Annotated in this window: 12 protein-coding genes; 6 read left to right on the top strand and 6 right to left on the bottom strand. The window is 66.1% G+C overall.

Annotated features, from left to right (window positions below; translation table 11 throughout):
- Positions 1 to 96 precede the first annotated feature (96 nt).
- Positions 97 to 1,110, top strand: coding sequence for an endonuclease/exonuclease/phosphatase family protein (locus tag ACAM55_RS06805; protein WP_369655280.1), 1,014 nt, complete (start codon positions 97 to 99; stop codon positions 1,108 to 1,110).
- A gap of 16 nt (positions 1,111 to 1,126) precedes the next feature.
- On the opposite strand, the gene ACAM55_RS06800 is transcribed toward ACAM55_RS06805, so the two are convergent.
- From ACAM55_RS06800 to ACAM55_RS06780, 5 genes are all read right to left on the bottom strand, one after another.
- The gene (locus ACAM55_RS06800; protein ID WP_369655279.1) at positions 1,127 to 2,194 is read right to left on the bottom strand and encodes an ABC transporter ATP-binding protein; all 1,068 of its coding nucleotides are present in this window, start codon (positions 2,192 to 2,194) and stop codon (positions 1,127 to 1,129) included.
- A 19-nt stretch (positions 2,195 to 2,213) separates the two neighbouring features.
- Positions 2,214 to 3,065 carry a carbohydrate ABC transporter permease gene (locus ACAM55_RS06795; RefSeq protein ID WP_369655278.1) on the bottom strand — a complete coding sequence of 284 codons (852 nt, stop codon included), beginning with the start codon at positions 3,063 to 3,065 and terminating at the stop codon, positions 2,214 to 2,216.
- 82 nt (positions 3,066 to 3,147) lie between these two features.
- Positions 3,148 to 4,023, bottom strand: a complete 876-nt coding sequence (locus ACAM55_RS06790; RefSeq protein WP_369655277.1) for a carbohydrate ABC transporter permease — start codon at positions 4,021 to 4,023, stop codon at positions 3,148 to 3,150.
- Positions 4,024 to 4,059: 36 nt separating this feature from the next.
- The gene (locus ACAM55_RS06785) at positions 4,060 to 5,445 is read right to left on the bottom strand and encodes an ABC transporter substrate-binding protein (protein WP_369655276.1); all 1,386 of its coding nucleotides are present in this window, start codon (positions 5,443 to 5,445) and stop codon (positions 4,060 to 4,062) included.
- A gap of 76 nt (positions 5,446 to 5,521) precedes the next feature.
- The gene (locus ACAM55_RS06780; protein WP_369655275.1) at positions 5,522 to 6,265 is read right to left on the bottom strand and encodes a FadR/GntR family transcriptional regulator; all 744 of its coding nucleotides are present in this window, start codon (positions 6,263 to 6,265) and stop codon (positions 5,522 to 5,524) included.
- A 150-nt stretch (positions 6,266 to 6,415) separates the two neighbouring features.
- Between ACAM55_RS06780 and ACAM55_RS06775 the strand changes: the two genes are divergently transcribed.
- From ACAM55_RS06775 to ACAM55_RS06755, 5 genes are all read left to right on the top strand, one after another.
- Positions 6,416 to 8,152, top strand: a complete 1,737-nt coding sequence (locus tag ACAM55_RS06775) for an IlvD/Edd family dehydratase (protein WP_369655274.1) — start codon at positions 6,416 to 6,418, stop codon at positions 8,150 to 8,152.
- Between the two features lie 42 nt (positions 8,153 to 8,194).
- Entirely contained in the window at positions 8,195 to 9,103 is a 909-nt protein-coding gene (locus ACAM55_RS06770) for a 2-dehydro-3-deoxygalactonokinase (protein ID WP_369655273.1), read from the top strand.
- On the top strand, positions 9,100 to 9,741 hold the full coding sequence (locus ACAM55_RS06765; protein WP_369655272.1) for a 2-dehydro-3-deoxy-6-phosphogalactonate aldolase: 642 nt from the start codon (positions 9,100 to 9,102) through the stop codon (positions 9,739 to 9,741). Before ACAM55_RS06770 ends, ACAM55_RS06765 begins: the two co-directional genes overlap by 4 nt.
- Before the next feature lie 47 nt (positions 9,742 to 9,788).
- Positions 9,789 to 10,526: an aldolase gene (locus ACAM55_RS06760; protein ID WP_369655271.1), complete on the top strand. Its 738-nt coding sequence runs from the start codon at positions 9,789 to 9,791 to the stop codon at positions 10,524 to 10,526.
- Between the two features lie 169 nt (positions 10,527 to 10,695).
- The gene (locus ACAM55_RS06755) at positions 10,696 to 11,019 is read left to right on the top strand and encodes a hypothetical protein (RefSeq protein ID WP_369655270.1); all 324 of its coding nucleotides are present in this window, start codon (positions 10,696 to 10,698) and stop codon (positions 11,017 to 11,019) included.
- 83 nt (positions 11,020 to 11,102) lie between these two features.
- Here the strand turns inward: ACAM55_RS06755 and ACAM55_RS06750 are convergent, their stop codons facing one another.
- The gene (locus ACAM55_RS06750) at positions 11,103 to 12,509 is read right to left on the bottom strand and encodes an MATE family efflux transporter (protein WP_369655269.1); all 1,407 of its coding nucleotides are present in this window, start codon (positions 12,507 to 12,509) and stop codon (positions 11,103 to 11,105) included.
- Between the last annotated feature and the right edge of the window lie 5 nt (positions 12,510 to 12,514).

The following is a 12,514-nucleotide window of genomic DNA, read 5'->3' as shown; positions in this document are numbered from 1 at the left end:
GTCCCACCGTGCAACACAACGGCATCGAAGCCTTTTCGTCGATGCGTGCCAAGGCATCATTCCGTGCTGCACGCCGCCCGGACACAATCGCGAGTCATGCAATACATCCCGCCCAACTACGCCACGCTCTTCGTCGCCACCTGCAACCTGCTGAATCTCGCGAACCCGCACCGCGTGTACTACGAGAACCAGGACCCGTACGACGAACGCGAATACGAGCGCAAGATCGACTGGACCGGCGAGCGCTTTCGTGCACTCAATGCCGACGTGCTCGCGGTGCAGGAAGTCTGGGACGAAAGCGCGCTGAAAGCCGCCATTGCGCGCAGCGGCTTGCGCTACGACTTCGTCGCGGTGCCCGGTGCCGAGAACACGCCGCCGCACAACGGCGCAGAGGGCACGCCGCGGGTCGGCATTGCCACGCGGCTGCAGGTGGACCGCGTGCAATCGTTTGTCGACTTTCCGCCTGGCTTCGGGGTCGAGGTGCCGGGCCTCGGCCCGCATTCGCGCTTCGAGCGCCCGCCGCTTCTGGTCACGCTGCGCATGAAGCACGGGCAGCAAGTGCACGTGCTCACGGTGCACCTCAAGTCGAAGCGGCCCAAGTTCCTGCAGGATGCGCAAGGCAATGCCTTGGAAGACCGCGAGGACCGGAAAGTCGGCGTGATGGCGTCGCTGCGCTCGCTCGTCATGCGCGGCGCCGAGGCAGCTGCCCTGCGCTGCATCGTGCTCGATCTGCTGCAGGGCACGAACACGCCGCTGGTGGTGATGGGCGACTTCAACGACGACCCGCACAGCGTCACCACGCAACTGGTGGCCGCCACCTCCGAAGTGGCCTACGACAAGGCCGCGCGCGACGTGGCGCTTTTCAACGCCTACGAGATGCAGGGCGAATCGGCGCTCAAGAAAGACGTGGCCTACTCGCACATCCACCAGGGCTTTCCGGCCGTGCTCGACCAGATCTTCGTGAGCGAAGAGTTCGTGACCACGAGCCGCAACAGCCTGGGCGACGTGCGCAGGGTCGACTATTTCAACGACCACCTGCACGAAGGGCGCGACCGCTCGCGCTCGGACCACGGCTTTGTGCGCGCCCTGCTCCGGCTGCGCACGGACTGAGCCGAAAGCCGAAAGCTCAGGGCATGCGCCGGCCGCTCTGGCGATCGAACAGATGCACGCGGTCGGCATCGATTGCCAGGCCCACGGTCTGGTCGGGCAGCGCGTCGACGCGGCCATGCACCGCCAGCACCAGCTTTGCCTCGCCCACCTGCACCAGCAGTTCGGTCTCGGCGCCCGTGGGCTCGACCACGATCACCTGCGCATTGACGCCGCTGCCGCCGCCGAGTGTGATGTCGCCGGGGCGGATGCCGTAGTGCACCGGCTGGCCGTCGGGTGCCGAGGTGCCCGGGGGCACGGGCCAGCGCGCGCCATGCGCCTCGACGTAGCATTCAGCGCCCGAGCGCCGCACGGTGCCTTCGATCACGTTCATCGACGGCGAGCCGATGAACTGCGCGACGAACAGGTTGTCGGGGCGGTCGTACAGGTCGAGCGGCGTGCCGATCTGCTCGACGATGCCGTCGTGCATCACCACGATGCGATCGGCCATGGTCATGGCCTCGATCTGGTCGTGCGTCACGTAGACGGTGGTGGTCTTCAGGCGCTGGTGCAGCGCCTTGATCTCGGCGCGCATCGCCACGCGCAGCTTGGCGTCGAGGTTGGAGAGCGGCTCGTCGAACAAAAACACCTTCGGGTCGCGCACGATGGCGCGTCCCATGGCCACGCGCTGGCGCTGGCCGCCCGACAGCTCGCGCGGATAGCGTCCGAGCAGTGCATCGAGATTGAGGATCTTCGCGGCCCGCGACACGCGCTCGTCGGTCACCGACTTCTCGGCGTTGCGCAGTCGCAGGCTGAAGCCCATGTTCTCGCCCACCGTCATGTGCGGATAGAGCGCATAGCTCTGGAACACCATGGCGATGTCGCGGTCCTTCGACTCGAGGTCGTTGACCACGCGGCTGTCGATCATGATCTCGCCGCCGCTGATGTCTTCGAGGCCCGCGAGCATGCGCAGCAAGGTCGACTTGCCGCAGCCCGAAGGCCCGACCAGCACCACGAACTCGCCGTCGGTGATGTCGAAGCTCAGGCCCTGGATGATCTGGACCTTGCCGAAGGATTTCTGGATATTGCGAAAGGATACGGAAGCCATTTTTATTCCCAGGGTTCGCTCAACTCTTGACGGCACCAGCGGTGAGCCCGCCCACCATGTAGCGCTTGAAGGCGTAATAGATCGCCGCAGGCGGCAATGCGTAGATGAGGCCGGTGGCCATCAGCAGCTCCCACGGCGAATCGTCGGCCGAGAGGAAGTTGCCGAGCGCCACCGCCAGCGTCACGCTCCTGTCGTTGGACAGCAGCAGGAAGGCGTAGAGGTATTCGTTCCACGCCAGCAGCAGCGAATAGGTGCCCACCGCCACCAGCGACGGCACCATCAGCGGCAGGTACACCAGGCGGAACAGCTGCAGCGGCGAGGCGCCGTCCATGCGCGCGGCCTCGTCGAGCTCGTAGGGCAGCTTGTCCGACGCCTGCTTCAGCACCCAGATGCAGTACGGCGAGGCGATGGTCACCATCGCGAGGATCAGTGCCCACTGGCTGTTGAGCAGGCCATAGTTGCCCATGGTCTTGTACATCGGCACCGCGAGGAAGGCCGCGGGAATGAAGTAGGTGAAGAGCGCCAGATTCATCACCGTGCGCCCGCCCCGGACGCGCAGCCGGCTGATCGCGAACGCGGCCGTGGTCGCGACGAACAGCGTGAGCGCGCCGACCGACAGCGCGATCAGCAGCGAATTCCAGAGCTGCAGCCAGAAGTGGTCAAGGTAGAAATGCTTCTGCTGGAACACGATGCGGAAGTTGTCCAGCGTCGCATTCTTGGGCCACAGGTGGCCCGAGGTCGCGGAGTCCTTCGACGAGATGGCGAAGAGCACCATGTGGTAGACCGGGATCAGCGTCCACAGCAGCACCGGAATGCCGATGAGCAACAGCTTGGCCTCGGTCGCTATGGCCTTGGGGGTCCAGCGTTTCATATCGTCCTCCGACGAGCCGCCTCTAGGGGGGCGAGCGCCCCCGCGGGGGGCAGCGAACACACGAAGTGGTGAGCGTGGGGGCTCATTTCGAGAGCCTCTTCATCATGAAGTACACAAGGGGCAGCACGAGAGGCAATGCCACCACGATGGAAGCCATCGACAGATCGACCTGGTCGAGCCGCAGATAGCGGATGCCCAAGGTTGCGAGCACGTGCGTCAAGTCGGCAGGTCCGCCGCCGGTCAGCAGGTAGACGCTGTTGAAGTCGCCCAGCGTCCAGATCATCGAAAGAATGAGGGAGGTGACGTAGAGCGTCTTCAGCGCAGGCCAGCTCACGAAGCGGAACTTCTGCCACGAGGAGGCGCCGTCGACCGAAGCGGCTTCATACTGTTCGGTGGGAATGGCCAGCCGGCCCGCCACCAGGATCAGCGTCCAGAACGGCAGCGACTTCCATACATGCACCACCATCGCGAAGGCCAGCGCAAGAGTGGGATCGTTGAGCCAATTGGGACCGTCCGCGCCGGTCAGGCGGAAGATGGTGCTGTTGATCACGCCCCACTCGGGGTTGAGCATGAAGCGGATCGACAGGATGGTGGGAATCGACGGCATCGCCCATGGCAGGATGAAGATCGCCGAGACGATCTTGATCCACCATCGCGATGTCACGAAGAAGCCCGAGAGCACGAGGGCCACGAGCATCTTGATGTTGATCGCCACGACCAGGAAGATGGCCGTGTTGATCACCGAGCGGAAGAAGATCGGATCTTCGACCAGCTTGACGTAGCTTTGCGGATGGCGCGCGAGCCACAGCCCGTACCCCACCGGATAGAGCACGAATACCACGAACACCAGCAGGTAGGGCACGACCATGACCGCGCCCCAGAACTGCCAGCGCGCGTGCCGCGCCCCGAGATTGACGACAGGCGCCAGGGATGGCGCGGCGGTGGCAGTGGAGCTCATGCGAGTCAGCCCGGTGAAAGTGGTTCCGAATACGGCTTACTGCGCCGCGACCGTCTTGATGCGCGCGATCATCTCGTCCACCGCCTTGTCCACCGGCACCTTGTCGGTGACGACGCGGCTCATGGCCTTGGCCCAGACGTTCTCGTTGTTGAGCACGGTGAACTTGTAGTTCTTGGTGAACTCGAAGGTCACGGTGCCGGCGGCGTATTGGTTGAAGACCGAGAGGCGGTGCGGATCAGCCTTCCAGAAGTCGCGCTGCTGCGCGGCCTTGGTCACCGGGAACCAGCGGCCCAGCGAACCCTCGACGTACGGCGTGAGGTTTTCTTCCTGCAGCAGGAAGGCGACGAACTCCTTGGCACGGGCCTTGTTCTTGGCGTCCTTGAACACCACGCCGGTCTTCACCGCGGTGCGGTAGACCATCTTGCTGCCGTCAGGCTTGCTCGGGAAACCTGCCGTGCGGATGCGCTCGGTGTAGTTCTTGCGCGCTTCCTCGCGCTGCTCCGGCGTGAGCGACGCGTTGTTCGAATCGTCGAGCCACTTGGCGGCGATGGAGATGGTCGCGTTGTGCGTCATCAGTGTCGTCTTGTTGTGGAACGCGACGTTGTTGTCCGGGTCCTTCCAGCTCGTCGACGAGGGCGGCGTGCAGCCCTTGGTGTAGGGCGTGGTGTAGTCGGTCAGCGCGCCGATCAGGCCGGTGCGAACCTTCGGGTCGTCGACCAGCAACTTGCCGTTGTCGTCCACCAGCTTGACGTTGTGCGCGTCCATGAAGGTCAGGAACGAATAGAACGAGTCACTCGAGTCCACGCCCATGGGCATGCCGATGCCGAAGGTGCGCTTGCCGCTCTTCTGGCGGCTGGCGGTTTGCGCCTTCTCGCACCAGAAGGTCCAGTAGTCCTTCCAAGTGGTGGGAATGTCGGTTTCCTTGAGCCCGGCCTCGGTGAGCATGTCGAGCCAGTACTCGACGTGCATCGTCTGCTGCTTGATCGGGAAGGCGTAGTAGGCCTTGGCCTTGCTCTGCTCGTTGTAGAGGTACGTGGTCTCCAGCGTGTTGGGCGCGAAGCGGTCCTTCATGGGCGCGAGCACGCTGCTGAGGTCTTCGAGCTTGCCGTCATAGGCCCACTTGCCCGTGACCTGGAAGTCGTACACGTCGGCGTACGCCACGTCGGGCGGGCTGCCCGAGTCGAGCGCGGACACGGTCTTGGGGATCATGTCCTGGATCGGGTACTGCGACAGTTCGATCTTCACGTTCTTGTTCTTGTCCTCGAACTTCTTGATCGCGGCGAACAGCGCATCGTCCTCGGCCTTGTAGAAGCCCTTGACCCACCAGACGGTGAGCTTTTCCTGCGCGGCAGCGGGGCCTGCCGCCGCCAACAATCCCAGTGCGAATAACGTCGGCGCTATCAGCGATTTCACGACTTTCATGGTGTCTCCTCTTCTTCGGTGGAAATGCTCGAAACACGAGCGTGGTGAAAAATCCGTTGCAACCTGCACCGAGCGGCTAGCTCGCCTTGAGCCGAGGCGGTGGCCGGCTGAGCCGCGGCAGCCGCCGGCGCGAACCGAGCACGTCGTCGATGTCCTGCCGCGCGCCGTCGATGAGGCGGATGACCGCACGCTCGGCCTTGGCCGGATCGCGCGCAATCACCGCGTCGAGCACCGCGCGGTGCAGCGGCAGCGAAAGCGCGGGACCGTCGGGCTTGGCGGTCGAGATCTCGAAACTGGTGCGCAGCAGCGCGTTGAGCGCCTTGCTCATCTGCGCCAGCATGCGGTTGCGCGCCGCGTTCAGCAGGCCGTTGTGAAAGCGCAGGTCGAAGGTGACGTAGTCGCCGCCGTTCTCCACGGCCTCTTTCATGCCGGCGTAGGCGCGCTCTATCTCTTCGATGTCCTCCGGGCTGGCGCGTTCGGCCGCGAGGCGCACGGCCGCCGGCTCGACCACGCGCCGCAAGTCCTGCAGATCGCGCAGGAACTCGGGCGTGAGCCCGGCGCGCGACTGCCAGGTGATGACATCCGGGTCAAACCAGTTCCACTTGTCCTGCGGCAGCACCCGCGTGCCCACCTTCGGCCCGGTCACGATCAGGCCCTTGGCCGCGAGCGACTTGATGGCCTCTCGCACCACCGTGCGGCTCACGCCGAGCTCTTCGCCCAGAATGGGTTCGGCCGGGATCGACGCACCGATCGCATAACGGCCGGCCACGACAGCTTCGCCGAGCAGCTCGAGCGTGCGACCGTGGATGTTCTTGATCATGTGCGTGATGTGAAATTTGATATGCCGACGCTCGAAAACACTAAGGGTCCGGCAGGTTCTTCGCACTTATCATATGATGATTGAAATGGCCGATCGGCAGGACAAACCCTGAGGTTTGGGGCTGTAAGCGGTCGTAAACGGAGACAACCGATGAGCACTTCCCCCAAGAAAAAAGCCAGTGAACTGCGCAGCCAGCAATGGTTCGGCCGCAATGACCGAGACGGTTTCATCTACCGAAGCTGGGTGAAGGGCAAGGGCGTGCCGCACGACCAGTTCGACGGGCGCCCCGTCATCGGCATCTGCAACACCTTCAGCGAGCTCACGCCCTGCAACTCGCACTTCCGCACACTGGCCGAGCAGGTCAAGATCGGCGTCTACGAAGCCGGAGGTTTTCCGCTCGAGTTCCCGGTGATGTCGCTCGGCGAAACGCTGCTGCGCCCCACCGCCATGCTGTATCGCAACCTCGCGAGCATGGACGTGGAAGAAAGCATTCGCGGCAATCCGCTCGACGGGGTGGTGCTGCTCATGGGCTGCGACAAGACCACGCCCGCGCTCATGATGGGCGCGGCCAGCGTCGATCTGCCGACCATTGGCGTGTCGGGCGGTCCGATGCTCTCTGGCAAATGGCGCGGCCAGGAACTGGGCTCGGGCACCGGCGTGTGGCAGATGAGCGAGCAGGTGCGTGCCGGCACGCTCAAGCTGCAAGACTTCTTCGAAGCCGAAAGCTGCATGCACCGCAGCCATGGCCACTGCATGACGATGGGCACCGCGAGCACCATGGCCAGCATGGTCGAATCGCTCGGCATCGGCCTGCCCGGCAATGCGGCGTATCCGGCCGTGGACGGGCGGCGCAACGTGCTGGCGCGCATGGCCGGCCGGCGCATCGTCGACATGGTCCATGAGGACCTCCATATGTCGAAGATCCTCACACGCGAGGCGATCGAGAACGCCATCAAGGTGAACGCGGCCATCGGCGGCTCCACCAACCTCGTCATCCACCTGCTGGCCATCGCGGGGCGCATCGGCGTCGACCTCACACTCGACGACTTCGACCGGCTGGCCTCCGACCTGCCCTGCCTGGTCGACCTGCAGCCCTCCGGCCGCTTCCTGATGGAAGACTTCTGCTACGCGGGCGGCCTGCCGGTGGTCATCAAGGAGATCGCGCAGTACCTGCACAAGGACGTCATCACGGCCAACGGCCAGACGCTGTGGGACAACGTGAAGGACGCCGAAAACTACAACCCGCAGGTGATACGCCCGCTGGCCGAGCCCTTCAAGGAGAAGGCCGGCATCTGCGTGCTGCGCGGCAACCTCGCGCCCAACGGCGCCATCATCAAGCCCAGTGCCGCGACGCCGGAACTGCTGGTGCACAAGGGCCGCGCGGTGGTGTTCGAAAGCGCCGACGACCTGCACAAGCGCATCGACGACGAGAACCTCGACATCGACGAGCACTGCGTCATGGTGCTGAAGAACTGCGGCCCGCGCGGCTACCCGGGCATGGCCGAGTCGGGCAACATGCCGTTGCCGCCGAAGGTGCTGCGCAAGGGCATCACCGACATGGTCCGCATCAGCGACGCGCGCATGAGCGGCACCGCCTACGGCACCGTGGTGCTGCACACCGCGCCCGAGGCTGCCGCCGGTGGGCCGCTGGCGCTGGTGCAAGACGGCGACATCGTCGAGCTCGACGTGCCCAACCGCAGGCTGCACCTGCACGTGAGCGACGAAGAACTCGCGCGCCGCCTGGAGAAATGGGTCGCCCCCAAGGCGCCGCTCGATTCCGGCTACTGGAAGCTCTATGTCGACACCGTGCTGCAGGCCGACCAGGGCGCCGACCTGGCCTTCCTGCGCGGCCGGCGCGGCGCCTTCGTTCCAAGGGACAATCACTGACGTTGGGCGCTTTCCCTGGCTTGCCCGTGGAGTCGCATTGATATGAGCAGATTGGTGGCAGTCGACTGGGGCACGAGCTCCCTGCGCGGCGCGCTGCTCGATGCCGGCGGCGCGGTGCTCGAGGAGCGCAGCGATGCGCGCGGCATTCTCAAGGTGCCGGCGGGCGGCTTTCCCGCGGTGTTCGAGTCGCTGTTCGCCGACTGGATGCAGCCAGCGGGCACGCGCTGCCTGATCTCCGGCATGGCCGGCAGCAAGCAGGGATGGGTCGAGGCGCCGTATTGCGCCTGCCCCGCGGGCCGCGTCGAAGTGGGCCGCCAGATCATCGACATCGACGTGCTGCCGGGTTCGCGCATTTCCATCGTGCCGGGCCTGCGCGACGAGCACGACGGGGTTCCCGATGTCATGCGCGGCGAAGAGGTCCAGATCTTCGGCGCCATGGCGCTCATGGATGTCGACGAAGGCGTCTTCGTGCTGCCGGGTACGCACAACAAGTGGGCCACGGTCAAGAAGGGCCGCGTCAAGGGCTTTCGCACCTTCATGACCGGGGAGTTCTATGCGTTGCTGAGCCAGCACTCGATTCTTGCGCGCACCCTCGATGTCGATGCGCCGCTGGACGAGGCCGCCTTCGTGGAGGGCGTCGCGCGGGCCGACAACGGCCAGGGCCTGCTGCACAACGCCTTCGGCGCGCGCACGCTGGCGCTGTTCGAACGCATGCCCACGCAGGAACTCGCCAGCTACCTCTCGGGCCTCCTGATCGGAGAAGAACTGCGCACGCAATCGCTGCACGCCTCCGGCGAAGTGGTGCTGATCGGCTCCCCTGCGCTCACGCAGCGCTACACGCTGGCGCTGCGCGCCACCGGCATCGCCACGCGCACGATGGGCGCCGAAGCCACCTGGGCCGGGCTGCATGCGCTGTCCGGTTTTCTCGACGCAGACAGAACTCCCCCATGATGACTCCCCAAGAAAAATTCAAGGCCGCGATGCGCGAGCTGCCGCTGGTCGCCATCCTGCGCGGGCTCACGCCGCCCGAGGCCGCCGACGTGGGCGACGCCATCGTCGAGTCCGGCTTCCGGCTGCTCGAAGTGCCGCTCAATTCGCCCAAGCCCTACGCCAGCATCACGCTGATGCGCACGCGCTTTCCCGAGGCCCTGGTGGGCGCCGGCACGGTGCTCGACGTGCAGCAGGTGCGCTATGTGCATTCGGCCGGCGGCGAACTGATCGTGTCGCCCAACTTCAACGCCGAGGCGGTCGCCGAAGCCGTGCGGCTCGGCATGGTCTGCCTGCCCGGCGTGATGACACCGACCGAAGCCTTCGGCGCACTGGCCGCGGGCGCGACCGGGCTCAAGCTGTTTCCGGCCGAGCTGGCATCGCCCGCGGTGGTGAAGGCATTGCTTGCGGTGCTGCCTGCCGGCACGCCGCTGATGCCCGTGGGCGGCATCACGCCCACCAACATGGCCGAATGGCGCGCGGCCGGCGCATCGGGTTTCGGCATCGGCTCGGCGCTCTACAAGCCCGGCAAGCCGGCGTCTGACGTGCGTGCCGATGCCCAGAGATTCGCCTCCGCCTGCACGGGCGCAATCCACGCCTGACCCCCCTTCTTCGCCGTTCTTCTTTCCACATCCACGAGGCCCCGTCGATGTCCGCAGATTCAGACTACGCCAGCCCTGCCGTGCGCAAGTTGCGCGAAGACCTTTCGCTCGCATTGCGCGCGGCCGCCCACCATGGCCTCTCGGAAGGCGTCTGCAACCACTTCAGCGTGGTGCTCCCCGGCGCGCAAGACCGCTACCTGATCAACCCGCGCGGCCTGCACTGGAGCGAGATTGGCCCCGACGACATCGTGCTGATCGACGTGCGCGGCGAAGTGCTTGCCGGCCGCCACAGGGTGGAACCGACCGCCCTTTTCATCCACGGCGCGGTGCACCGGCTGACCGGCCATGCGGTCGTTCTGCACTGCCACATGCCCTACGCCACCGCGCTCACGCTCACGGCCGATCGCGCGCTCGATCCCACGCTGAGCCAGAACGCCATGCGCTACATGAACCGCATTGCGATCGACGCGGTCTACAACGGCCTGGCCCTCGACGATGCCGAGGGCGAGCGCATCGCGCGCGCCATGGAAGGAAAGGACGTGGCTTTCCTGGCCAACCACGGCGTGATCGTGGCGGGCGCCACCGTTGCGCATGCCTACGACGATCTCTACTATCTGGAACGCGCCAGCCTGCACCAGGTGATCGCGCAATCGACCGGGCGACCGCTGGTCCCGGTCGATGCGAAGCTGGCTGCGCATGCCGCGGCGCAGATCCAGGGCGAACGCGAGCAATCCGACCTGTTCTTCGAGGCGCTCCGGCGCATGCTGCCCCCGCCACACGGCTGACGTCCGTTCGGCCGGTTTCTCGTCGGAATTGGGGCGCCTAGGATGGCCGTGGCGTCTTGTACTGGCCGCGCAGCGGCTTACAGCTCTTCATCCGATTTCGCTCCAGCCTTACACGACGTTCACATGGAGCCACGACGATAGGGCTTCCAACCACTCCATTGGAGTTGCCATGAAAAAGCTCACTCTCGCATTCGGCGCCGCGGCACTGCTGTCGCTGGCGGCACTCAGCGCACCGGCCCAGGCACAGACCGGCGGCCGCTTCATCCAGACCCAGGTGTATGTGGTGCCAGCACCTCCTCCGCCGCCGCGCCACCAGTACTACGTGGCACCGCCCCCGCCGCACCACTACTACGGCCCGCGCTATCACGATCACGACCGCTATGAGCATCGGCATCGCCGCTGGGAAGAGCGCCGCTACGGCCGCAGGGACGATGACGGTGACGGCGTGCCCAACCGCTACGATCGCCGGCCCGAGAATCCCTACCGCTACTGATTCTGCGGACTGGGCGGCCTCGCCCCACGCCTATGCAGCGGCACACGCCGCCGCATAGCTCGCAGAAGAAGAAGCAAGTCCGCTCAGGCTTGCGCCACGCGCCGCAGCAGCCCTGTGGGCGTGCGCGGCCAGCCCACGCGGCCGAACCATGCGCCGCCGGCAATCGCCGACGCGATGACGACGCCGTACACCACCAGCGCCACGCCCTGCGCCGCAAAGACGCCGGTCAGCCCGCCGCCCCAGCGAAAGGCGAGCCAGCCGCCAATGCCCGCCACGGAAAGACGCGCGATGTTGCCGATCACCGGCCACAGCAGGCGCCCGGCCCCTTGCGAGGCGAAATACAGCACCAGCCCGACGCCGAAGAAGCCATAGAGCGGCCCCACCAGCCGCAGGTAGTGCGTGCCGGTTTCGAGCATGGCGGGGTCGTTCCCGAACAGCAGCAGCCAGGGCCGCGGAAACAACGCCGCCGCCACGCCGATGCTTTCAGTGAGCACGAAGGCCACGGCCGCGCCGGCCCAGGTGGCGCGCAGCGCGCGCTCGCGCTGGCCGGCCCCCATGCAGGTGCCGACCATTGCGACGAGCGGCGCGCCCAGGCCGAACACCAGCGGCACCAGCAGATATTCGAGCCGCGACGCGGTGCCATATCCCGCCAATGCACCCGGCCCGAAATGGCCGGTCAGTGCGGTGGCCGTGCCGATCGACAGGTTGGTGGCCACGGTCGCCACAGCGGCCACGAGGCCGACGCGCAGGATCTCGCGGAACAGCGGCCAGCGCAGCTTCAGCGCCGCGAGCGTGGGGCGCAGCAGGCTGCGCGGCGACCGCAGATAGACGATGAGCGCCGCCGAGCCCAACAGGTAGTACAGCAGCAGCGCCATCGCGCCGCCCGCGATGCCCATGCCCGGCAGCGGGCCCCAGCCGAAGATCAGGAGCGGGGACGCCGGGATGAGGAACAGCACGCCGATCACCGTCACGTTCGCCGGCACCGACATGTTGCCGGTGCCGCGGATGACGGCCGAGAGCGAGTTGAAGAGCCACACCAGCACCGCGCCCGCGAACACCCAGTTCGAATAGGTCAGGGCCGCGTCCAATGCCGCGCCGGTGCCGCCCATGATGCCGTACAGCCGGCGTCCGCCGAGCAGCAGCGCGAGCGAAAAGCACAGGCCGAACCCGAGCGCGATGACCACCGCGTGCCACACCAGCGCATCGGCATCGCCGCGGCGGCGCGCACCCAGCGCACGCGCGATCGAAGAGGCGATACCGCCGCCCATGGCGCCGCTCGAGGTCATCTGCATCAGCATGACGATGGGGAACACCAGTGCCATGCCCGCCAGCGCGTTGGTGCCCAGCTTGCCGACGAAGTAGGTTTCGATGAGCCCCACGGAGGCCTGCGCTATCATCACGAGCACATTGGGTGCGGCCAGGCGCAACAGCGTGGGCACGATGGGCGCTTCGAGCATGCGGCGCGTGCGCGGATCCAGTTCTTGGCTCATTCATT

The organism is Variovorax sp. V213, assembly GCF_041154455.1.
Taxonomy (GTDB): Bacteria; Pseudomonadota; Gammaproteobacteria; order Burkholderiales; family Burkholderiaceae_C; genus Variovorax.
This window is presented reverse-complemented; position numbering and strand designations above follow the sequence as displayed.

Coding starts and splice junctions, on each gene's coding strand:
- ACAM55_RS06805 (WP_369655280.1), top strand. CDS start 97: ATGCAATACATCCCGCCCAACTACGCCACGCTCTTCGTCGCCACCTGC.
- ACAM55_RS06800 (WP_369655279.1), bottom strand. CDS start 2,194: ATGGCTTCCGTATCCTTTCGCAATATCCAGAAATCCTTCGGCAAGGTC.
- ACAM55_RS06795 (WP_369655278.1), bottom strand. CDS start 3,065: ATGAAACGCTGGACCCCCAAGGCCATAGCGACCGAGGCCAAGCTGTTG.
- ACAM55_RS06790 (WP_369655277.1), bottom strand. CDS start 4,023: ATGAGCTCCACTGCCACCGCCGCGCCATCCCTGGCGCCTGTCGTCAAT.
- ACAM55_RS06785 (WP_369655276.1), bottom strand. CDS start 5,445: ATGAAAGTCGTGAAATCGCTGATAGCGCCGACGTTATTCGCACTGGGA.
- ACAM55_RS06780 (WP_369655275.1), bottom strand. CDS start 6,265: ATGATCAAGAACATCCACGGTCGCACGCTCGAGCTGCTCGGCGAAGCT.
- ACAM55_RS06775 (WP_369655274.1), top strand. CDS start 6,416: ATGAGCACTTCCCCCAAGAAAAAAGCCAGTGAACTGCGCAGCCAGCAA.
- ACAM55_RS06770 (WP_369655273.1), top strand. CDS start 8,195: ATGAGCAGATTGGTGGCAGTCGACTGGGGCACGAGCTCCCTGCGCGGC.
- ACAM55_RS06765 (WP_369655272.1), top strand. CDS start 9,100: ATGATGACTCCCCAAGAAAAATTCAAGGCCGCGATGCGCGAGCTGCCG.
- ACAM55_RS06760 (WP_369655271.1), top strand. CDS start 9,789: ATGTCCGCAGATTCAGACTACGCCAGCCCTGCCGTGCGCAAGTTGCGC.
- ACAM55_RS06755 (WP_369655270.1), top strand. CDS start 10,696: ATGAAAAAGCTCACTCTCGCATTCGGCGCCGCGGCACTGCTGTCGCTG.
- ACAM55_RS06750 (WP_369655269.1), bottom strand. CDS start 12,509: ATGAGCCAAGAACTGGATCCGCGCACGCGCCGCATGCTCGAAGCGCCC.